This is a genomic window from Streptomyces sp. BYX5S, assembly GCF_054724165.1.
In genome coordinates this window covers 1992634-2013138 of sequence record NZ_CM138829.1, presented here as the reverse complement: position 1 = coordinate 2013138, position 20505 = coordinate 1992634, and the positions used below count along the sequence as shown (strand labels likewise).

Annotated in this window: 18 protein-coding genes; 5 read left to right on the top strand and 13 right to left on the bottom strand. The window is 71.4% G+C overall.

Annotated elements, in window-relative coordinates; genetic code table 11:
• Positions 1 to 44 precede the first annotated feature (44 nt).
• The 13 genes from ACYBSK_RS09075 to ACYBSK_RS09015 all read right to left on the bottom strand — a co-directional run bounded on the left by ACYBSK_RS09075 (position 45) and on the right by ACYBSK_RS09015 (position 15098).
• Positions 45 to 1364: a pectate lyase family protein gene (locus ACYBSK_RS09075; protein WP_460245730.1), complete on the bottom strand. Its 1320-nt coding sequence runs from the start codon at positions 1362 to 1364 to the stop codon at positions 45 to 47.
• Between the two features lie 44 nt (positions 1365 to 1408).
• Entirely contained in the window at positions 1409 to 2230 is an 822-nt protein-coding gene (locus tag ACYBSK_RS09070; protein ID WP_460245729.1) for a rhamnogalacturonan acetylesterase, read from the bottom strand.
• Positions 2231 to 2359: 129 nt separating this feature from the next.
• Positions 2360 to 3730 carry an ABC transporter substrate-binding protein gene (locus ACYBSK_RS09065; protein ID WP_457476364.1) on the bottom strand — a complete coding sequence of 457 codons (1371 nt, stop codon included), beginning with the start codon at positions 3728 to 3730 and terminating at the stop codon, positions 2360 to 2362.
• The gene (locus ACYBSK_RS09060; protein ID WP_460245728.1) at positions 3727 to 5298 is read right to left on the bottom strand and encodes a glycoside hydrolase family 43 protein; all 1572 of its coding nucleotides are present in this window, start codon (positions 5296 to 5298) and stop codon (positions 3727 to 3729) included. Before ACYBSK_RS09060 ends, ACYBSK_RS09065 begins: the two co-directional genes overlap by 4 nt.
• Positions 5295 to 6158, bottom strand: coding sequence for a DUF6807 domain-containing protein (locus ACYBSK_RS09055; RefSeq protein WP_460245727.1), 864 nt, complete (start codon positions 6156 to 6158; stop codon positions 5295 to 5297). Before ACYBSK_RS09055 ends, ACYBSK_RS09060 begins: the two co-directional genes overlap by 4 nt.
• Positions 6155 to 7381, bottom strand: a complete 1227-nt coding sequence (locus tag ACYBSK_RS09050) for a Gfo/Idh/MocA family protein (protein WP_460245726.1) — start codon at positions 7379 to 7381, stop codon at positions 6155 to 6157. Before ACYBSK_RS09050 ends, ACYBSK_RS09055 begins: the two co-directional genes overlap by 4 nt.
• Before the next feature lie 8 nt (positions 7382 to 7389).
• Positions 7390 to 8316, bottom strand: a complete 927-nt coding sequence (locus tag ACYBSK_RS09045; protein WP_457476360.1) for a carbohydrate ABC transporter permease — start codon at positions 8314 to 8316, stop codon at positions 7390 to 7392.
• Positions 8313 to 9254 carry a carbohydrate ABC transporter permease gene (locus tag ACYBSK_RS09040; RefSeq protein ID WP_460245725.1) on the bottom strand — a complete coding sequence of 314 codons (942 nt, stop codon included), beginning with the start codon at positions 9252 to 9254 and terminating at the stop codon, positions 8313 to 8315. Before ACYBSK_RS09040 ends, ACYBSK_RS09045 begins: the two co-directional genes overlap by 4 nt.
• Positions 9255 to 9405: 151 nt before the next feature.
• Entirely contained in the window at positions 9406 to 11145 is a 1740-nt protein-coding gene (gene araD, locus ACYBSK_RS09035; protein WP_460245724.1) for an L-arabinonate dehydratase, read from the bottom strand.
• A complete protein-coding gene (locus tag ACYBSK_RS09030) occupies positions 11142 to 12059 on the bottom strand; it encodes a dihydrodipicolinate synthase family protein (RefSeq protein ID WP_460245723.1) in 918 nt (305 codons plus the stop codon). Before ACYBSK_RS09030 ends, araD begins: the two co-directional genes overlap by 4 nt.
• Entirely contained in the window at positions 12056 to 12727 is a 672-nt protein-coding gene (locus tag ACYBSK_RS09025; protein WP_457476356.1) for a GntR family transcriptional regulator, read from the bottom strand. The genes ACYBSK_RS09030 and ACYBSK_RS09025 overlap by 4 nt, the downstream gene beginning before the upstream one ends.
• A gap of 251 nt (positions 12728 to 12978) precedes the next feature.
• Positions 12979 to 14139 (bottom strand): hypothetical protein, encoded by a 1161-nt coding sequence (locus ACYBSK_RS09020; RefSeq protein WP_460245722.1) that lies wholly within the window; start codon positions 14137 to 14139, stop codon positions 12979 to 12981.
• On the bottom strand, positions 14136 to 15098 hold the full coding sequence (locus ACYBSK_RS09015) for a 5-dehydro-4-deoxyglucarate dehydratase (RefSeq protein WP_460245721.1): 963 nt from the start codon (positions 15096 to 15098) through the stop codon (positions 14136 to 14138). Before ACYBSK_RS09015 ends, ACYBSK_RS09020 begins: the two co-directional genes overlap by 4 nt.
• A 213-nt stretch (positions 15099 to 15311) precedes the next feature.
• On the opposite strand from ACYBSK_RS09015, the gene ACYBSK_RS09010 reads away from it, so the two are divergent.
• From ACYBSK_RS09010 to ACYBSK_RS08990, 5 genes are all read left to right on the top strand, one after another.
• Positions 15312 to 16157, top strand: coding sequence for an NAD-dependent epimerase/dehydratase family protein (locus tag ACYBSK_RS09010; RefSeq protein ID WP_460245720.1), 846 nt, complete (start codon positions 15312 to 15314; stop codon positions 16155 to 16157).
• 318 nt (positions 16158 to 16475) lie between these two features.
• Positions 16476 to 17237, top strand: coding sequence for a DeoR/GlpR family DNA-binding transcription regulator (locus ACYBSK_RS09005; protein WP_460245719.1), 762 nt, complete (start codon positions 16476 to 16478; stop codon positions 17235 to 17237).
• A gap of 117 nt (positions 17238 to 17354) precedes the next feature.
• Complete coding sequence (locus ACYBSK_RS09000; RefSeq protein WP_457476351.1) at positions 17355 to 18728, top strand: ABC transporter substrate-binding protein; 1374 nt, start codon at positions 17355 to 17357, stop codon at positions 18726 to 18728.
• Entirely contained in the window at positions 18725 to 19663 is a 939-nt protein-coding gene (locus tag ACYBSK_RS08995; RefSeq protein WP_460245718.1) for a carbohydrate ABC transporter permease, read from the top strand. Before ACYBSK_RS09000 ends, ACYBSK_RS08995 begins: the two co-directional genes overlap by 4 nt.
• Positions 19663 to 20496: a carbohydrate ABC transporter permease gene (locus ACYBSK_RS08990; protein ID WP_457476349.1), complete on the top strand. Its 834-nt coding sequence runs from the start codon at positions 19663 to 19665 to the stop codon at positions 20494 to 20496. Before ACYBSK_RS08995 ends, ACYBSK_RS08990 begins: the two co-directional genes overlap by 1 nt.
• Positions 20497 to 20505 lie beyond the last annotated feature (9 nt).

Sequence of the window (20505 nt, the reverse complement as noted above, 5' to 3'; positions counted from 1 at the left end):
GCCCCGGACCCCGCGCCTCAATCGCCGGCGGGGCTTGATGCGGCTTACCTGAGCCGGTCCGGGCCGGCTCCCCGCTCGACCACCGACGGCACCGCCTTCGCCGGGTGGACCGTTGTGCGCAGGGTCGGCTTCCAGCCCGCGTTCTCGCGGATGGGGGTGGTCGGGTTGGCCGTGTTGTAGGCGGTGATGAGGTCCACCGTGCGGCCGTTGACCTGGTTGCCGGTCGCCGTGACCGGATAGTCGTCCCAGCGGTGCAGGACGGCGGCTGCCCCGATGTCCTTCGGGAGCCTGAACGCGTTCTTCTCCGCGTAGAGCTGCGACTCGAAGCCGACGCCGAAGGAGTAGGCGTAATCGGCGTTGCCCACATAGGAGTTGTTGTAGACGTCGACCTGGCCGAAGCGGACGCGCGGGGCGCGTTCGACGAGGTTCTTGAACAGGTTGTGGTGCAGGGTGACGCGCAGCTTGCCGCGGTCGGTGGCGGCCGCGCTGTTGCTGTTGCCGATCATCAGCGTCTTGTCGTGGTCGGCGAACACGTTCCAGGACGCCGTCACGTAGTCGGCGCCGCGCACGATGTCGAGTTCGCCGTCGTGCTGCTGGTAGATGCGGCCGAAGTAGCTGGGGAGGGTGGAGTCCGGGTGGGCGCCGTCGGTGAACTCGTTGTGGTCCAGCCAGACGTGGGTGGCGTTGTAGACGACCGCCGAGTCGTACTCGGAGTTCCAGTTGCCGGTGTCGCCGTCCGTCGGGTCCCACTGCGGGAAGCAGTCGAGCGGGGACTCCAGGGTGAGGCCGCGGACGATGACGTTGTCGACGCCGTTGATCTGGAGGCTGCCGCCGACGATGCCGGGGTTCTTGCCGACACCGATGAGGGTGGTGTTGGCGGGGACGTTCGCTTTGATGGCCTTGGCCTGGGCGGCGGCGGACGCGGCGCGCAGGTCCTCCTGTTCGCCGCTGACCTCGGTGTCGTAGCCCCAGGTGGCGGGGTCGTAGTCGGTGAGGTACTGGTCGAAGTCGTAGCCCTCGGCGGCGAATTCGGAGCAGGTGGCGCCGTCCGCGTCGAGGGTGCCCCGGACCTTGATGATCTTCGGTGCGGTGCCGCCGTCGGCGAAGGCGGCCTTCAGCTCGGCCCACGTGGTGACCGTGTAGACGTGGTCGGCGTCGGCGGCGGCGCCGCCCGTGGTGCCGGTGGTGGCGGAGGCCCAGCCGTCGTTCCTGGCCAGGGTCTGCCGGGCGATGTCGCGGCCCTTCGGCTCGGCGGCGCCCGCCGTGCCGATCGTTCCGGTGGCGGCGAGGACGACGGCGGTGCAGCCGGCGACCCCGGCCGCGACGATCGCGTGTCTCTTCTTGCTGTTCCTGTGTGCGCGCACGGTGCGGCTCCTAGAGGGCTGTGGGCGAGGGCTGTGGGCGAAGGTCAGGCGGGGGTGGTGCCGGTGAGCCAGGTCAGGCGGGAGTGCCACGCCGGGTCCAGCTCGTCGAGGTCGTCGGTGCGGCGCACGTCGCGGGCGGGCAGCACCTCGCGGCCGAGCAGTTCGGTGGCCACGAGCCGGGCCACGGCGATGGCGCCGGGCGGGTTGAAGTGCGTGTTGTCCTGTTCCGTCGCGGTCCAGTTGAAGTACGTCTTCGTGTTCTCGACGCCGAGCTTCTGCCACAGGGCGAGGGACAGCGCCTGGATGTCGAGGAGCGCGACGCCCTCCGCCTCGGCGAGGGCGCGCATCGCCGCCGGGTAGTCGCCGTGGGTGGGCAGGGAGTTGCCGCCCGCGTCGAACTTCCTGCGTTCGACGGACGTGGCGAGCACCGGGCGGGCGCCCTTGTCCCTGGCGCCGTCGACGTAGAGCTTCAGGTGGTCCTGGTACGTCGACCAGGGCTCGGTGTAGCGCGTCGGGTCGGCGCTCTTCTCGTCGTTGTGCGCGAACTGGACGAGGAGGAGGTCGCCGGGGCGGATCGCGGCGAGGACCGCGTCGAGGCGTCCCTCGTCGACGAAGCTCTTCGAACTGCGGCCGTTGACCGCGTGGTTGGCGACGCGGACGCGGTCGGCGAGGAAGAACGGCAGGGCCATGCCCCAGCCGGTCTCGGGCTTCGCGTCGAGGTACTTCTGGGCGGCGGTGGAGTCACCGGCGATGAAGAGGGTGCGCCGGCCGTTCCTGGTGGTGGCCGCCGAGGCCGGGGAGGCGAGGGCCGCCGCGAGCGGCAGGGAGGCGAGGGCGGCCAGGGTTGCTCTTCGGGTGGTCGACACGACGGTGTGCCGTCCTTTCGCAAGCAGGGTGAATGCGCGGGGTGCTGGTGGGGTCGGCGGCGGGAGCCGCGGGGCACTGGGCGTCGCGCCGCCGACCCGGCAAAGGGGTGAACAGACAGCCGTGCAGGGCTAGTTGGCCTGCTGCTTCCACTCGGCCTGCGCCTTGTTCAGCTGCTCGGCCAGCGAGTCGAGGAAGGCCTTCGCGGTCGTCTTGCCGAGCATGACCTTCTGGAGGTCGTCCTCGTTGTCCGCCTTGGAGATGGTGTTCCAGTCGGGCAGGTAGTACGGCAGCTGCACGATCTTCGTGGAGCCGGACTGGAGGGCCTCCGCGGCGAGCTTGGTCGGCTCGGACTTCTGCACCCAGTCGTCCTTGGCGGCCTCGTTGTTGGCCGGGATCTGCTTGGCCGACTCGTTCCACTTGCTGTTCTCCGCGTGCGACGCGGCGAACTCGATGAACTTCCAGGCGGCCGCCTTGTTCTTGCTGGACTTGAACAGGCCGAGGCCGTCGACCGGGTTGGAGACCTGGACGCGGGTGCCGTTCGGGCCCATCGGGTTGGGCAGGCCGCGGAACTTGTCGCCGAAGGCCTTCTGGTGGTCACCGAGCGAGCCCAGGTTGTGGTTGAGCATGCCGATCTTGCCGCTGTCGAACTGCGCGACCATCTTCGTGAAGTCGTTGTTCACGTCGGCGGACGGCGTGGCCTTCTTGTACAGGCCCGCGTACTTCTCCAGCGCGGCCACGTTCTTCGGGTCGTTGACCGTGGTCTTCTCGTTGTCGGCGTCCCAGAACGAGGTGATGCCGCTCTGCCCGTACATCGCGTCGAGGGCCTGGGCGATGGAGCCCTCGCCGCCGCGGATGGTGTAACCGAACTCGTTCTTGCCGGTGTTGGTGAGCTTGGACGCCGCGTCGAAGAACTTCGTCCACGTCGTCGGCGCGTCCAGGCCGGCCTTCTCGAACAGGTCGGTGCGGTAGTAGAGGACACCGTTGTTGGCGGAGGTCGGCATCGTGTAGACCTTGCCGTCGGTGCCCGCGGCCTTCACCGACTCCATGAACGCGTCGTTCAGCTTGCCGTTGAGGGAGCTGGCGGCGATGCGCTCGTCGAGCGGTTCGAGGGCGCCCTGCGCGGCGATGCCGGAGAGCATCGCGGTGCCGAGGCCGCCGACGTCGGGCAGACCGCCGCCCTGGATGCTGGTGTCGTACTTCGACTGCACGTTCTCGGCCGGGATGCCGACGTACTTGACCTCGATGTTCGGGTACTTCTTCTCGAAGTCCTTGATGATCTCCATCCAGACGTCGCGGCGCACGGCCGTGTTGTTGTCCCAGAAGGTGATCTCGCCCTTGCCGGAGCCCTCGTCGCCCTTGTCGCCGCCGGACCCGCTGCCGTCGTCACCGCAGGCGGTGGCGGTCAGGGCGAGGACGGTGCTGAGGGCGACGACGGTGCCGGTGCGCAGCGCGCGGTCGCGTATGCCGGTGCGCGTGCCTCTGCGTGTACGGATGGTCATGATCGGCTCTCTTCTTCTGGATCCAACGGGAGGGTGGTGAGGTGGAAGTGCGTGAACCGGGCGGTACCGGCGTCCTCGGCGCCCGGTGGTGCCGCCGCGAACAGGCCGAGCAGGGCGCCGACCCAGCGCCAGGGCTGCGCGGCGAAGACCTGCCCGGAGCGGCGGAAGCCGTCGCCGGTGTCGACGAGGAGGCGGCAGCGGGCGCCGTCGATGATGTCGACGCGGAGCCGGACCGTCCCGTCCGGCGCCTCGCGCGGGTGCGCGGCGTCCCGCTCCGCCTCCGCGGTGGTCTCGGCGAACCGGTGCACGGCGTGGACGGCGCCGTCCGCGCCGCGTTCGAGGCCGATCCACGTGTACGCGTCGCCGAGCACGGCGAGTCCCGCCCGCGCGCCGGGGGTGGTGGCGTCGAGCCGGAGGCCGACCTCGACGCGGCTGGGCAGCAGCGGGAGCCGCTGGGTCAGCAGATGCGGGGCGCGGCGCAGGTCGCGCACCCCGTCGGCGGAGGGCACGCAGGTGAGGTGCAGCCCGTCCCCGTCGCCCGGACTCGTCCAGCCCGCGGCCGGGTTGGCCGTCCACTGCCACTGCGGTCCGAAGCGGCCCTCGGGGAATGCGTCGTCCGTCGCGGGCGCCGTCACCGGCTGCGGAGGCAGCGCGGGTTTGGTGTGGGCGTCGACGGGGGCGCCGTCGTCGCCCATCACCGGCCAGCCCCGCGCGTCCCAGCGCATCGGCTGGAGGTGCACCACCCGCCCGTAGGGGCCGCGCTGCTGGAAGTGCAGGAACCAGTCCTCGCCCGCCGCGGTGCGCACCCAGCCGCCCTGGTGGGGGCCGTTGACGTCGGTGTCGCCCTGTTCCAGCACGACCCGCTCCTCGTAGGGACCGAAGAACGAGCGGGAGCGGAAGGCGCCCTGCCAGCCGGTCTCCACGCCGCCCGCGGGGGCGAGGATCCAGTACCAGCCGTCGCGCCGGTACGCCTTGGGGCCCTCGACGGTGAACCAGCCGGGGATGCGGTCCCCGTCGATCACCACCTGGCCCTCGTCGAGGAGTTCGGTGCCGTCGGGGGCCATGCGGTGGCCGGTGAGGCGGTTCTTGATGCCGGCGCGGGACTTCGCGTAGGCGTGCACGAGGTACGCCTCGCCGGTCTCCTCGTCCCACAGCGGGCAGGCGTCGATGAGTCCCTTGCCCGCCTTGATCAGGTACGGCGCCGTCCACGGCCCCTCGATCGAGGGCGAGTTGACGTGGTACACGCCGTGGTCGGGGTCGCCCCAGAAGATCCAGAAGCGGCCGTCGTGGTGCCGGATCGACGGCGCCCACACCCCGCAGTCGTGCCGGGGGGCCGCGAACGCCTCGGCGGGTTCGAGCCGGTCCAGGGCGTGCCCGACGAGCGTCCAGTTGACGAGGTCGCGGGAGTGCAGCAGCGGCAGTCCGGGGACGCGGCCGAAGCTGGACGCGGTCAGGTAGAAGTCGTCCCCGACGCGGACCACGTCCGGGTCGGACCAGTCGGCGGCGAGCACGGGGTTGCGGTACGTCCCGTCGCCGAGGTCCCCGGTCCTCCCCGGCCCCCGGCTCATGCCGCCACCGCCTTGCGGACCAGCGTCGCCGCCCGCGCGCGGTCGAGCGCCCCGTCGGCGACGACCGTGACCACGCGGCGTACGGCGGTGGCGCCCGCGCCGACGGTCAGGCGGGCGTCGGAGGCGAGGGAGGAGCCGACGCCCGGGTACTCGTCGGCGCGGACGAACCACGGGTCGCGGCGGGTCTCGGCGGTGGCGCCCGCGAAGACGAGGGTCCAGCGCTCCCCCGCCATGGCCAGCCAGTCGGCGCGGCGGCCGTGGACCGCGGCCTCGCCCTCGGCGTCGGCCGTGAACACCGCGGGCGGCACGGCCTCCTTCGGTGCCCGCCAGAAGAAGCCTCCGTAGGCGGCGCCGGGGCGGCCGTTGGTGGCGGGGCTGCCGATGGTCAGCTCGTCGCCGGACGGGTTGGTGAGCGAGAAGGTGAGGTCCAGCGCCCAGGCGTCGTCGGCGAGCCGGGTGACGGCGACGGTGCGGCGCTCGCGCAGCAGGGTCGCGCCGTCCGCGGTCCAGTCGAGGTCCTCCACGAACCCGTCGGGGTCGCACAGCTTGAACTCGCGGTGCCGCTGCTCGCCGTGGTTGTCGAGCTCGGTCGGCCCCTGGCCGCGGACGTAGGTGCGCCCGCCCCAGAAGTTGCGCCCCTCGACGTCCGGCACGGCGACGCTCACGCCGAGGTGGTGCGCGTGGTCGGCGGGCGCGAACTCGGTGACCGGGGTGCCGGCGAGCGTGGTCACGGGGTGCAGGAAGGGGCGCGCCGACAGCCGCCGTTCGACGTCGGGGCGGATCTCGTAGCGGGCGACGGGGCGGCCACCGCAGCTCAGCGTCAGGGGCGCGGTGACGAGCCCGTTCAGGGTGCGGGTCATGAGGCGGCCTCCGCTTCCGCGCGGGCCCAGGGCGCGCCGAGCCCGGCGAACCCGGTGAGGGTGTCGGCGCTCGCCGCGACGAGGCCGTCGACGCCGTCGACGACCCGCCGTGCGACGCCGGGGCGCTCGGCGGGCACCGTGCGCCAGGCGTCGGCGGGCAGCGCCAGCGGGTCGGGGGCCCGCCGGATCGCCTCGACGACGCGCATGAACGCGCCGGTGGCGGCGGGCGGCACGAGCAGCGGCACCTCCCCGTCGGTGGCGAGGTGGTCGACGAGGTTGGCGAGGAGGTCGGTGCGCCCGTGCACGGTCTCGTCCGGGCCGTGTCCGGCGCGCTGCACGAGGACGCGGTCCTGCTTGTACCAGAACGTGATCCGGCCGCGGCTGCCGTGCACGACGACGTACGGCTCGTCGGGCCGCTCGGCGCACAGGGACGCGGCGACGGTGACGCGCGATCCGGTGCGGGTGGTCAGCTCGACGTACGAGGTGTCGTCGGCCTCGATGTCGTTGGCGCGGTACAGCTCGGTGCGGACGGCGGTGAGGTCGTCGCCGCCGGTCGCTCCGTCGAGGGCGAGGGAGGTGGCGACGGCGTGGGCGAGCGGGTTGGTGAGGACGCCGTCGACGACGTCGACCGTCCGGCCGCCCGCGTCGGCGAGGCGGCGGTGGCCGGCCCAGGGGGCGCGCCGGTAGTAGGCCTCGTCGCGGGCCCAGGCTCCGGCGGCGCCGATGCCGAGGGGTTCGCCGATGAAGTCGTCGCGTACGAGGTCGCGGATGTGGGAGACCGCGTGGGAGCCCAGCGACTGGAAGCCGACCTGGCAGGCGATGCCCGCTTCCGCCACGCCCGCCGCCATCCGCTCGTACTCGGCGTACGACGGCGCGGGCGGCTTCTCCAGGAGCAGGTGCACGCCCCGGGCGGCGGCGGTCAGCGCCAGGTCCGTGTGGGTCGGGATCGGGGTGCAGATGATCGCGATCCGGGCGCCGGTGCGGTCGAGGAGCTCCCCGAAGTCGGCGGACTGGGCGATGCCGTCGGCGTCGAACCCGTCGAGTTCCGCGGCGTCCAGCGGCCGCAGTTCGCACACGCCCGCGAGCCGCACCCGGCCCGCTGCCGCGAGCCGGTGGAGGTTGTTGAGGTGCCAGCGTCCGTGTCCGCGGGCGCCCGCGAGGACGACGGGGACGGGTTCGTGCGCCGGGTCGTCGTTCGGCTTCATGATCGATTCGATCTTCATAGTGCTTGTCATCCCTTCACCGCCCCCGCGCTGAACCCCGTGACGAGCCATTTCTGAATGAAGGCGAAGACGATCACCACGGGGAGCGCGGCCACGACACCGCCGGCGGCGAGCGCGCCGAGGTCGACGGAGTCGGCGCCCATGAGGGTGGCGAGCCCGACGGGGATCGTCTGCTTCTCCTGGTTGGACAGGAACATCAGGGCGAACAGGAAGTGGTTCCAGCTGTGCACGAAGGCGAAGGAGCCCACCGCGATCAGTCCGGGCCGCAGCAGCGGCAGGACGACGGCGCAGAAGGCGCGGAAGCGTCCGCAGCCGTCGACCCAGGCGGCCTCCTCCAGCGAGTACGGCACGTTCTTGATGAAGCCGCTGAGCAGGATCATCGTGAGCGGCAGCTGGAAGACGGTCTCGGCGATGATGACGCTGCCGAGCGAGTTGATCATCCTCAGGTTGGCGAAGATCTCGAACAGCGGGACCAGCATCAGGGCGCCCGGGATGAACTGCGAGCACAGCAGCGCGAGCATGAAGCCGCGCTTGATCCGGAAGTTGAAGCGGGCGAGCGCGTAGCCGCCGGCCAGTGCCACGACCGTCGTCATCAGCATCGAGGCGACGCCGACGAGCAGGCTGTTCTGGAAGAAGAGGCCGAAGGACCGCTCGTTCCACACCTTGTCGAAGTGCTCGAAGGTGAGCGGCCACGGCACGAGGGCGGTGGATCCCGCGGGCCGGAACGCGAAGAGCAGCATCCAGTAGAAGGGGACGAGCGTGAAGAGGAGGTAGACGCCGAGCGGGAGGTAGATCTGCCAGCGCGGTACGTCCTCCCAGGAGGGCCCGGAGCGCCCCTTCTTCGTGGGCGGGAGGGAGGCGCGGTGCCGGCCGCCGCCGGAGGTGGTGACGGGCGCGGGCGTGGTGGCGGTCAACTGGGCTTCCTTGACGGTCACTTGTCCTCGCCCCCGAACTTGCTCAGACGGAGATAGATCATCGAGCAGAACAGGAGGATCACGAAGGCGATGGACGTCAGCGCGGACGCGTAGCCGAAGTCGTGACTGTCGACGGCGATGGAGGCGATGCGCAGCGGCAGGGTGGTCGTCTCACCCGCGGGTCCGCCGCCGGTGAGGGTGTAGAGCAGGTCGACGTTGTTGAACTCCCACACGGCCCGCAGCAGCGTGGACAGGATGATGGCGTCCTTGAGGTGCGGCAGCGTGATGTGGAAGAACTGCCGCAGCCGGCTCGCCCCGTCGACCTCGGCGGCCTCGTACAGGTCCTTCGAGACGGACTGGAGGTCGGCGAGGATGAGGATCGCGAAGAAGGGGACGCCGCGCCAGAGTTCGGCGGTGACGACGGCCGGGAAGACGGTCGCGGTGTCGGAGAGCCAGGACGTGCCGTAGCTGCCGATGCCGATGTCCGCGAGGTAGCGCGTGATGCCGGTCTGGGAGTTGTAGAGCAGCATCCAGACGGCCGAGGTCAGCACGCCGGAGACGGCCCACGGCGAGAAGACGAGGGCGCGGGCCATGCCGCGGCCGACGAACGTCTGGTTGACGACGAGCGCGAGCCCGAGGCCGAGCAGCAGTTGCAGCACCACTTGGACGACGACCCACTGGAGGCTGAAGCCCAGGGTGCGCCAGAAGTCGGGGTCGTTGGTGAACGCGGTGACGAAGTTCTCGAGACCGGCGAACCCGTTCCGCCACGGCTTGGTCGGGTTGTAGTGCTGGAGGCTGTAGTAGAAGACGCTGATGACGGGATACGCGATGAAGCCCAGCATCAGCAGCCCGGCGGGCGCGATCAGCAGATACGGGAGCCTGCGCGGGGTGGCTGACTTGCGGCGCCGGGGCGGCGACGCACCCTGCGGGGCTTTGGCCACGGCTGCGGCTTGGGCCATGACGGGAACTCCGTTCTCGGTGGCTCAGGTCGGTGCTTCGGTGGTTCTGCGGTCGTAGAAAGCGCTTGCACGTGGCACGTATCGAAGCGCTTCCCAGACGGTGTTCGGGGGTGTCGGCCGATGCCGGCGACGGTGGTGCGGGTGCGGTGGTTCAGCTCGCGTACGGGTCCGGGACCGTGCCCGGCCGCGCGAGGAAGGCGAAGTCGCAGCCGGTGTCGGCCTGGGTGATCTGCTCGTTGTAGAGCACCCCGTAGCCGCGCTCGCTGCGCTCGGCGGGCGCGGTCCACTCGGCCCTGCGCCGCTCCAACTCGTCGTCGTCCACGTCGAGCCGAAGGCTCCGCGCGGCGACGTCGAGGGTGATGGTGTCGCCGCTGCGCACCAGCGCGAGCGGGCCGCCGACGTGCGACTCGGGGGCGATGTGCAGGACGCACGCCCCGTAGCTGGTGCCGCTCATCCGGGCGTCGGAGAGCCGCACCATGTCGCGCACGCCCTGCTTGAGCAGGTGGTCGGGGATGGGCAGCATCCCGTACTCCGGCATGCCGGGTCCGCCCTTGGGGCCGGAGCCGCGCAGCACCAGGACGCTGTCGGCGGTGATGCCCAGCTCCGGGTCGTTGATGGTGCGCTGCATGGTCTTGTAGTCGTCGAAGACGACGGCGGTGCCGGTGTGCTTGAGCAGGTGGGCTTCCGCGGCGATGTGCTTGATGACGGCGCCGTCGGGACAGAGGTTGCCGCGCAGGACGGCGACGCCGCCCTCGGCCGCGACCGGGTTGGCGCGGGTGCGGATCACCTCGTCGTTGTGGACCTCCGCGCCCTCGATCTGCGCGCCGAACCGCCCGTTGACCGTGGGCCGTTCGAGGTGCAGCAGGTCGGCGATCCGGGAGAGGAACGCGGGCAGGCCACCGGCGAAGTGGTAGTCCTCCATCAGGTACGTCCGCCCGCCCGGCCGCACGTTGGCGAGCACCGGCACGGTGCGCGCGACGCGGTCGAAGTCGTCGAGCGTGAGCGGCACCCCGGCCCGTCCGGCCATGGCGATCAGGTGGATCACGGCGTTGGTGGAGCCGCCGAGCCCGAGCACGGTGGTGACGGCGTCCTCGAAGGCCTCGGGGGTGAGGATCTCCGACGGCCTGAGCGCGGTCCACGCGAGGTCGACGGCGCGACGCCCGGAGGCGGCGGCCATCCGCTCGTGCGCGGAGTCGACGGCCGGGATCGACGAGGCGCCCGGCAGCGTCATGCCGAGGGCCTCGGCCGCCGCGGTCATGGTGGACGCGGTGCCCATGGTCATGCAGTGACCGGGCGAACGCGCCAACCCGCCCTGGAGCTCCCGCAGTTCGCAGTCGGTGAGGTTGCCGGCGCGGTGCTCGTCCCAGTACTTCCACATGTCGGTGCCGGAGCCGAGGGTCTCGCCGCGCCAGTGCCCCGGCAGCATCGGCCCGGCGGGCACGAAGATCGCCGGTACGTCGGCGGAGGCGGCGCCCATGAGCAGGGCTGGGGTCGACTTGTCGCAGCCGCCGAGCAGCACCGCCGCGTCGACCGGGTAGGAGCGCAGCAGCTCCTCGGTCTCCATGGCGAGCAGGTTGCGGTACAGCATCGGGGTCGGCTTCTGGTACGTCTCGGAGAGCGTGGCCACGGGGAATTCGAGCGGGAAGCCGCCGGCCTGCCATACGCCCCGCTTCACGGCCTCGGCGCGCTCGCGCAGATGCACGTGGCAGGGGTTGATGTCGGACCAGGTGTTGAGGACGGCGATCACCGGGCGGCCCTGGTACTCCTCGGCCTCGTAGCCGAGCTGGCGCATCCGGGCGTTGTGCGACCAGGTGCGCAGCTGGCCCTCGGTGCCGTACCACTGGTGGGAGCGCAGCTGTTCGGGCGTCAGTCTCCGGTCGGCGGCGGTCATACGGACCACCCCGCCGCTATCTCGGCGACCTCGGCGCGCTCCGCCTCGGGCAGCTCCTTGCTCGGCGGGCGGACGTCGCGGCGGCACAGTCCGAGGGAGGCGAGGGCCTCCTTGACGACCGTGACGTTGTTGGCGGAGGCGTCGGCGCCGCGCAGTTCCTCGAAGCGGCGGATCTGCTCCCACACCTTCATGGCGGCGACGTAGTCACCGGCGCGCAGCGCTTCGATCATGGTGAGGGAGACGCTCGGGGCGACGTTGACGAGCCCGGAGGTGAAGCCGGTGGCGCCCGCGGAGAAGTACGAGGGCGCGTACGGCTCGGCGAGCCCGGCCACCCACACGAACCGCTCCAGGCCCGAGTCCCGCGCGAAGCCGGCGAAGCGGGCGGCGTCCGGCACCGCGTACTTCACGCCGATCACGTTCGGGCAGGCGTCGCCGAGTTCGGCGAGCCGGGCGCCGGGCAGCGCCGCGTTCCTGAGGTAGGGGACGACGCCGAGTTCGGGCACGGCCCGCGCGATGGCGCGGTGGTAGTCGACCCAGCCGACCTCGGAGACGTAGGGGTGCACGGGCTGGTGGACCATCACCATGTGCGCGCCGTGCTCACGGGCGTGCCGGGCGGCCTCGGTCGCGGTCGGCACGTCGTGGCCGACGCCGACCAGGACCACGCCGCGCTCGCCGACCTCGTCGAGGGTCAGCTCGGTGACGCGGCGGCGCTCCTCGGGGCTGAGGGCGTAGAACTCGCCGGTGTTCCCGTTCGGCGTGAGCGTGCGCACTCCGCTGTCGAGCAGCCGCCGCAGCAGGGCCCGGTACTGGCCCTCGTCGACGGAGCCGTGCTCGGTGAACGGGGTCACCGGGATCGCGACCACGTCGGCGAGCGCGGCGCGCTGGGTCTCGAACGTGACTGATGTGACGGTCATGAGGTGTGCTCACCCTCTTCTTCCCGGTCCTCCCGCACTTCGGGGAAGGCCCGCTCAACGAACGACGCGATGTGACCGCGCAGCGCGCGCGAGGCGCCCTGGGCGTCACCGGCGAGGGCGAGCTCCAGGATCTCCCGGTGCTCGGCGGCCTCCCGGTCCCACGAGGGGTCGGCGGCCCAGGCCACCGCGGACACCAGGGCGGCCTGGTCACGGACCTCGTCGAGCATCCTGCCGAGCAGCGGGTTGCCGCAGGGGAGGTAGAGGGCGCGGTGGAACTCCCGGTTGGCGAGGGAGCGCTGGGCGGTGTCGCTCGCGGTGGCGGCCCGCCGCAGCGCGTCGCGGGCGGCGTCGAGGGACGCCTTGCGGTGCACGGTGCGGCGCAGCGCCTCGGGTTCGAGCAGCAGCCGCACGTCGTAGACCTCGCGGGCCATGTCGGCGTCCACCATGCGCACGGTGACGCCCTTGTACTGGCTCATCACGACGAGCCCGGTGCCGGCGAGGGTCTTCAGCGCCTCCCGTACGGGGGTCTTGGAGACCCCGAACTGCGCGGCGACGTCGGTCTCCACCAGCGCCTGCCCCGGGCGCAGCTGCCCGGTCAGGATGCGGTGCTTGATCTCCTCCAGGACGTACTGGGTACGGGAGGGGATCGGCGTGGGCACAGAGGTCATGCGGGCCTCTCGGTGTCGCGGTGCGCGGTCGCGCGTCAGATGTCTGACGTATCTCGTATCGCGTCTCATATATGACGTACGAGGTACGACGCGTTGAAGCTAGAAGTGCCGTCGCGTTTCGTCAACGCTTCCGACACAAGAAATCCACCGAACTTCTGTCGATCTTGGGCCAGTTGAGCCGTACGCCCCCGCGCACACGCCGAGCCGGGCCGGGGCGCGTCGGCCGCCCCGGCCCGGCTCGTCCGGCCTCCTCAGAGCGCCGCCAGCGCCCCCGCCACCGTCTCCAGGTCCCCGTCCGACGCCAGCCCCGCGTGGTAGAGCCGCAGCTCCGTGGCGCCCAGCTCGCGCGCGGCCCGCGCGTCCTCGGCGAGGGTGTCGGGGCTGCCGCCCATGCCCCGTACGACGGTGAAGTTGGCGGCGACCACTCCCCCGCCCCGCTCCGCGAACGGCCGCACGAGCCCCGCGCCGCCCGTGCACGGCACGACGACACCGTCGGCGACGGAGAGGATGTGGGCGGGGTCGACGCCGGCGTTGGCGCCGCAGTGGTACGCGACCGGGTCGGCGTGCAGCAGCACCTGGAAGCCGTCCGGGGCGGCGGCCCGTACCGCCGTGACGGCCGCTTCCTGGAGCGAGCGGGCCGTGGTGTCGCGGTGGGCGCGGGTGGCGGCCGCCGTCTCGGCGCCGAGCAGTTTCTCGACCGTGACCCAGCCGTCGTCCGCGCCCTGCCCACGCCAGACGGGGTCGAGCGCGGACCGGACCGTGACCGCCAACTCGACCGGATCCAGGCCCTGTTGGGCGTATCCCTCGCGGCACGCCGCGCAGAAGCACAGCGACATCAGGTACTGCCCGGCGTCGCCGAGCCCGACGCCGCCGGTCTTGTCGTGGGCGTGCAGGTGCGCGAGGCCGTACCAGCCGAGGGATTCGAGTTCGGTGCCGCGTGCGCCGGGGCGCACGGCCGCCTCCGCGGCGAGGTCCACCAGGTACCTGCGCGTGGCGGGCTGGGCGATGCACGGCGCCCAGGGGTAGCGGTCGCCGTAGGCGTTGACGACGGAGGTGCCGGGGTGTTCGGCGCCCAGCCGGGAGTTGTGGGCGAGCACGACCCACGTGTGGACGTCGAGTCCGGCGGCCGAGAGGGCCTCGGCGGCCTCTCCGTAGGCGTCGCCGGGCGCCCAGGACCCGGCCGCGTACGGCGCCAACTCCCTTCCCTGCCAGCGCTGTTCGTCGACCGGGTAGAGCACGGCCGCGTGCTCGGCCGTGACGATGCGGTGGCGCGGATGGCGGGGCGTCAGGGCGCGCGTGGAGTGGTACGCGGCGGCGAGGGTGACCTGCTGGACGCCGAGGTCGGCGATGCGCCGGGCGGCGTCCGGGTCGCCGTTGACGTCCCAGGGGTAGACGAAGGCGGATGTCCTCACGCGTCTGCTCCTTCCAGCAGCTGCTGTCCGTGGACCATGAGTTCGGCGAGCCGCTTGACGTGCTCCTCGCTCGGCTCGTGCAGCGGCGGCCGTACGCCGCCGACGTCGAGCCCGCGCAACCGTACCCCCGCCTTGACGAGGGACACCGCGTATCCCCGTCCCTGGTTGCGGAGTTCGACGAGGGGCCGGTAGAAGCCGTCGAGGAGCCGGTTCACGGTGACGTCGTCGCCCGCGCGGAGCGCCGCGTGGAAGGCCTGCGCGAGGTCGGGCGCGAAGCAGAAGACGGCGGAGGAGTAGAGGGTGACGCCGATGCCGCGGTAGGCGAGGCCGGTGAGTTCGGCGGTGGGCAGTCCGTTGAAGTAGAGGAAGTCGTCCGGGATCTCGGACGAGTGCGCGGCTTCGGTGCGGACCGCGCTCACGATGCGCTGCATCAGGTCGAGGTCGCCGAGGCCGTCCTTGAGCCCGACGATCCTGGGGTGGCGGGCGAGCGCGACGACGGTCTCGGGAGTGAAGACCGCGTTGTCCCGCTGGTAGACGACGAGGTCGAGGGCGGTCGCGTCGGCCAGCTCGGTGTAGTGGCGCAGCAGCCCCTCCTGCCCTGCGACGACGAGGTAGGGCGGCATCGCCAGCAGCCCGTCCGCGCCCGCGCGTTCGGCCGCGCGCGCGTAGCGGACGGCGAGCGCGGTGCCGTATCCGGCGCCCGCGACGACCGGCACCCGGCCCGCCGTCACCTCGACGGCGGCGGCGACGCAGGCCTCGTACTCCTCGGGCGTGAGCGCGTGGAACTCCCCGGTGCCGCAGCAGGCGAACACGGCGGCGGCCCCGGCCTCGACGCCACCGCGGACGTGGGTGCGGTAGGCGTCCAGGTCCACGGCCCCGCCGGGTCCGTAGGCGGTGACGGGGAAGAACAGCGGGCCGCTGGGGATACTGAGGCGGGCGGCGAGAGGGGCTGACGTCACGGGCTCTCCCTGAGCTGTACACATCGGGGTGTGCACGAGTGTGATCCGCGTTTACATTTCTGAACGGCGCCACGGTAGGACGCGCGCGAAGGCCAGGTCAAGCACACAAATCACGCGAACTCCCCGCGTGCGCACGCCTCTTGACTGCCACGACGGCGCTCCATAGCGTGTCCACGAATGTGAATGCCGCTCACGCACACGGAGATCACACGCATGCCAGTCCCTTCAAGGACCCGCACCATCCTGCTCACCGGCGCGGCCGGCGGACTCGGCACCCTCATGCGGGAGCTGCTGCCCCGGCACGGCTACGAGCTGCGCCTGCTCGACGTGCGCCCCGTCGAGGGCGCGCCGGACGCGATCGTCGCCGACCTGAACGACTCGGACGCGCTGCGCGAGGCGGTGCGCGGCGTCGACGGCGTGCTGCACCTCGCCGGCATCAGCCTGGAGTCGACCTTCGAGAAGATCCTCGACTCGAACATCAAGGGCACCCACCGCCTGTACGAGGCGGTGCGCGAGGAGGCCGCGTCCCGCGCCGACGGCACCGCGCCCCGGATCGTCTTCGCCTCCTCCAACCACGCCATCGGCTACACGCCGCGCCCGCGCGTGGAGGAGGGCGCCCCGCTCGTCCCCGTCGACACCCCGCGCCGCCCCGACACCTTCTACGGCCTGTCGAAGTCCTTCGGCGAGGACCTCGCCCAGTTCTACTGGGACGAGCACGGCATCGAGACCGTCTCCGTCCGCATCGGCTCCTGCTTCAAGGAGCCCACGGACGTCCGCATGATGTCGGTGTGGATGAGCCCCGCCGACGGCGCCCGCCTCTTCGACGCGGCGCTCACCGCGGAGAAGGTCGGCCACACGGTCGTCTACGGCTCCTCCGCCAACACCCGCCTGTGGTGGGACCTTTCGAGCGCCCGCGCCCTCGGCTACGAGCCGCGGGACGACTCGGAGGTCTACGCGGAGAAGCTGCTCGCCGAGTTCGGCCCCCTCGACGACGACAACCCCGCGCACCGGTACATGGGCGGCCGCTTCATCAACGACCCGCCGATCTGGCCGCACTGATCCACGGCTTCCGGGCGGCGGGCGGGCACCGAACGGGCCCGCCCGCCGCCCTGTTCGGGCACCCGGCCCGCCCGAACCCACACGCGCGCCCGCTCCCCCGCAGGTCGACGCCGGGCAACGCGCCCGCGAAACGGGCAGGAACGGGCGGCATCGAGTCCCCTTCAGACCTGTTCACCTCGCCGTACCGCCGGTAGAACTTCCGGTACGGGCTCTTCCGGGCCCGAACGGGCAGCACCTGCCCGGCACGGGCAGGGCGCCGGCACGGCACGGGCGATGCCCCGGGCGGCGCACGGCAGGGACGGTACGGAGGTCGGTGGCATGAGCGCGGAGGAACGACAGCGGGAGATCGTGCGGGTGGCACGGCACTCCGGCTCCGTCGACGTCACCGAGCTCGCGACCGCCCTGGGCGTGGCGAAGGAGACCGTGCGCCGCGACCTGCGCGCCCTTGAGGACCACGGCCTGGTGCGGCGCACGCACGGCGGGGCGTACCCGGTGGAGAGCGCCGGGTTCGAGACGACGCTCGCCTTCCGCACCACGATGCACGTCCCCGAGAAACGGCGGATCGCCACGGCCGCCGCGGACCTGCTCGGCGACGCCGAGACCGTCTTCGTCGACGAGGGGTTCACGCCCCAGCTGATCGCCGAGGCGCTGCCCCGCGACCGGCCGCTGACCGTCGTGACCGCCTCCCTCGCCACGGCGGGCGCGCTCGCGGAGAACGAGAACACCAGCGTGCTGCTGCTGGGCGGGCGGGTCCGGGCGGGCACGCTCGCGACCGTCGACCACTGGACGACGAAGATGCTCGCCGGTTTCGTCGTCGACCTCGCCTACATCGGCGCCAACGGCATCTCCCGCGACCACGGTCTGACCACCCCCGACCCGGCGGTCAGCGAGGTCAAGGCGCAGGCCATCCGGGCGGCGCGGCGCACCGTGTTCGCGGGTGTGCACACGAAGTTCGGCGCGGTCAGCTTCTGCCGCTTCGCCCCGGTGGGCGCCCTGGAGGCGATCGTCACCAGCACCCAGCTGCCCGCGTCCGAGGCGCACCGCTACTCGCTGATGGGGCCGCAGGTCATCCGCGTCTGACCACCCGGCCCCGCACAACTCCATGGGTACGGGGCGGGGTTCCGCACACCCGCCGACGTACCACTTCCTCCCCATTTTTAACCTTTCCCCCTTTTCCCCTTACGTCCAGGAGCATCGATGCGAACCCAGAGCCGACGCAGGCCACCGGGCACCCTGCTCGTGATGGCCGCCGCAGGGACGCTGCTCACCCCCTTGCTGTCCGGCTGCTGGGTCGGCGCCGGCGGGCACGGCAGCGGCGGTGACTCGCTCAACGTCCTGATGGTCAACAACCCGCAGATGGTCGAGTTGCAGAAGCTCACGGCGAAGCACTTCACGCGCGAGACCGGTATCAAGGTCAACTTCACCGTGCTGCCGGAGAACGACGTCCGCGACAAGATCAGCCAGGACTTCGCCAACCAGGCGGGCCAGTACGACGTCGCGACTCTCTCCAACTACGAGATACCGATCTACGCCCGCAACGGCTGGCTGCGCCCGCTCGACCCGTACGTCGCCAAGGACACGGCCTTCGACCAGAAGGACATCCTCGCCCCGATGCGCGAGTCGCTCACCGGCGACGACGGCAAGCTGTACGGCCAGCCGTTCTACGGCGAGTCGTCCTTCCTGATGTACCGCAAGGACGTCTTCGCGAAGAAGGGCCTGAAGATGCCCGAGCACCCGACCTGGCAGCAGGTCGCGGACCTGTCGGCGAAGGTCGACGGCGCGGAGAAGAGCATGAAGGGCATCTGCCTGCGCGGACTGCCCGGCTGGGGCGAGTCGATGGCGCCGCTGACCACGGTCGTGAACACCTTCGGCGGCACCTGGTTCGACAAGGACTGGAAGGCGCGCCTCGACGACAAGGGATTCAAGGAAGCCACCAGGTTCTACGTCGACCTCGTCCGCAAGCACGGAGAGTCCGGCGCCGCGCAGGCCGGCTTCGCCGAGTGCCTCAACAACCTCACCCAGGGCAAGACCGCCATGTGGTACGACGCGACCTCCGCGGCCGGCTCCCTCGAAGCCGCCAAGTCCCCGGTCAAGGGCAAGATCGGCTACGTGTCGGCACCCGTCGAGAAGACGAAGTCGAGCGGCTGGCTCTACACCTGGGCCTGGGGCCTCCAGCAGGCCTCCCCCAACCCGGACAAGGCCTGGAAGTTCATCTCCTGGGCGTCCGGCAAGGAGTACGAGAAGCTCGTCGGCAAGGAGTTCGGCTGGGCCAACGTGCCCGCAGGCAAGCGCGCCTCCACGTACGACATCCCGCAGTACCGCGAGGAGGCCGCGCCGTTCCAGGCGCAGACGCAGGCCGCCATCGAGAGCGCGCGGCCGGGCGATCCGGGCGTGCAGCCGCGGCCCGCGCCCGGCATCCAATTCGTCGGCATCCCCGAGTTCACCGACCTCGGCACGAAGGTCTCGCAGGAGATCAGCGCGGCCGTCGCCGGACGCCAGTCGGTCGACTCGGCCCTCGCCAAGTCCCAGAAGCTCGCCGCCGAGATCGCGAAGGAGTACGAGGGCCGATGACGACGACGACCGCCGCTCCGGCGCCCCGCACCACTTCCGCGCCGCCCGCGCCGCGCACCCCTGGCAGGCTGCGCGCCTGGGCGACCCGCGCGCCGCTGCTGCCCGCCCTGGTCTTCATGATCGTGGTCACCCAACTTCCGTTCGTGGCGACGCTCGTGATCTCGTTCTTCGACTGGAACGCGCTGTACCCCGACGCCCGCCACTTCGCCGGTTTCGGCAACTACGCCGAGGTCCTCACCGACCCGGAGCTGCGCAAGTCGGTCCTCACCACGATCGTCCTGACGGTGTCGGTGGTGGTGGCGAGCCTGGTGCTCGGCCTCGCCCTCGCACTGCTGCTCGACCGGCGCTTCAAGGGCCGCGGCCTGGTCCGTACGCTGCTGATCGCGCCGTTCCTGATCGTCCCGGTCGCCGCGGCCCTGCTGTGGAAGCACGTGCTCTACAACCCCGAGTACGGGCTGCTCAACGGTCTGCTGCACTACGTGGGCGGGCCCCAGCCCGACTGGATCTCGAACACGCCGCTGCTCGCGGTGGAACTCTCCCTCGTCTGGCAGTGGACGCCGTTCATGATGCTGATCCTGCTCGCGGGACTCCAGTCGCGGTCCGCCGAACAGATCGAGGCCGCCCGCGTGGACGGCGCGGGAGCCTGGCAGATCTTCCGCCACCTCACGCTGCCGCACCTGCGCCGGTATCTGGAGCTGGGCGCGCTGCTCGGTTCGATCTACATCGTGCAGAACTTCGACGCCGTCTTCACCATCACGTCCGGCGGCCTCGGCACGGCCAACCTGCCGTACACCGTCTACCAGTCCTTCTACCAGGCCCACGAGAACGGTCTCGCCTCGGCGGCCGGCGTCCTGGTCGTCATCGGATCCATCGTCATCGCGACGTTCGCGCTGCGCGTCGTGTCGTCCCTGTTCCGCGAGGAGGTGGCGCGGTGATGACGTTCTCGACGTTCCTCAAGAGCAAGGGGCTCGGTCTCCTCGCCTGGCTGGCCGGCATCGTCTTCTTCCTGCCCATCGCCTGGATGGCGCTGACGTCCTTCCACTCGGAGGCGGACGCCGCCACCAACCCGCCCTCGTTCGCCGCCGCGCTCACCCTCGACGGCTACCGCGACTTCTTCGGCGCGGACGGCGGCGCGAGCCCCTGGCCCGCGCTGATCAACTCGACGGTGGCCTCGCTCGTCGCGACGCTGCTCGTGCTGGTCCTCGCGCTTCCGGCGGCGTACGCGCTGTCGATCCGGCGGGTCCGCAAGTGGACGGACGTGCTGTTCTTCTTCCTGTCGACGAAGATGCTGCCGGTGGTGGCGGGCCTGCTGCCGATCTACCTCTTCGCGAAGAACACCGGCTTCCTCGACAACATCTGGCTGCTCGTCATCCTCTACACGTCGATGAACCTGCCGATCGCGGTGTGGATGATGCAGTCGTTCCTCGCCGAGGTACCGGTCGCGGTGATCGAGGCGGCGCAGATCGACGGTGCGAGGCTGCCGACGGTACTGACCCGGGTCGTCGCCCCCATCGCCCTTCCCGGCATCGCGGCGACCGCCCTGATCTGCTTCATCTTCTCCTGGAACGAACTCCTCTTCGCCCGGGTGCTGACCGGCGTCGTCGCGCAGACCGCACCCGTCTTCCTGACCGGCTTCATCACCAGCCAGGGCCTGTTCCTGGCGAAGGTGTGCGCCGCGTCCCTCGTGATCTCCCTGCCGGTGCTCGCGGCAGGGTTCGCCGCCCAGGACAAGCTCGTCCAAGGCCTGTCCCTCGGCGCGGTGAAGTGAAAGATCGTA

Coding starts and splice junctions, on each gene's coding strand:
- ACYBSK_RS09060 (WP_460245728.1), bottom strand. CDS start 5,298: ATGAGCCGGGGGCCGGGGAGGACCGGGGACCTCGGCGACGGGACGTAC.
- ACYBSK_RS09055 (WP_460245727.1), bottom strand. CDS start 6,158: ATGACCCGCACCCTGAACGGGCTCGTCACCGCGCCCCTGACGCTGAGC.
- ACYBSK_RS08995 (WP_460245718.1), top strand. CDS start 18,725: ATGACGACGACGACCGCCGCTCCGGCGCCCCGCACCACTTCCGCGCCG.
- ACYBSK_RS09050 (WP_460245726.1), bottom strand. CDS start 7,381: ATGAAGATCGAATCGATCATGAAGCCGAACGACGACCCGGCGCACGAA.
- ACYBSK_RS09005 (WP_460245719.1), top strand. CDS start 16,476: ATGAGCGCGGAGGAACGACAGCGGGAGATCGTGCGGGTGGCACGGCAC.
- ACYBSK_RS09025 (WP_457476356.1), bottom strand. CDS start 12,727: ATGACCTCTGTGCCCACGCCGATCCCCTCCCGTACCCAGTACGTCCTG.
- ACYBSK_RS09065 (WP_457476364.1), bottom strand. CDS start 3,730: ATGACCATCCGTACACGCAGAGGCACGCGCACCGGCATACGCGACCGC.
- ACYBSK_RS09000 (WP_457476351.1), top strand. CDS start 17,355: ATGCGAACCCAGAGCCGACGCAGGCCACCGGGCACCCTGCTCGTGATG.
- ACYBSK_RS09030 (WP_460245723.1), bottom strand. CDS start 12,059: ATGACCGTCACATCAGTCACGTTCGAGACCCAGCGCGCCGCGCTCGCC.
- araD (WP_460245724.1), bottom strand. CDS start 11,145: ATGACCGCCGCCGACCGGAGACTGACGCCCGAACAGCTGCGCTCCCAC.
- ACYBSK_RS09010 (WP_460245720.1), top strand. CDS start 15,312: ATGCCAGTCCCTTCAAGGACCCGCACCATCCTGCTCACCGGCGCGGCC.
- ACYBSK_RS09040 (WP_460245725.1), bottom strand. CDS start 9,254: ATGGCCCAAGCCGCAGCCGTGGCCAAAGCCCCGCAGGGTGCGTCGCCG.
- ACYBSK_RS08990 (WP_457476349.1), top strand. CDS start 19,663: ATGACGTTCTCGACGTTCCTCAAGAGCAAGGGGCTCGGTCTCCTCGCC.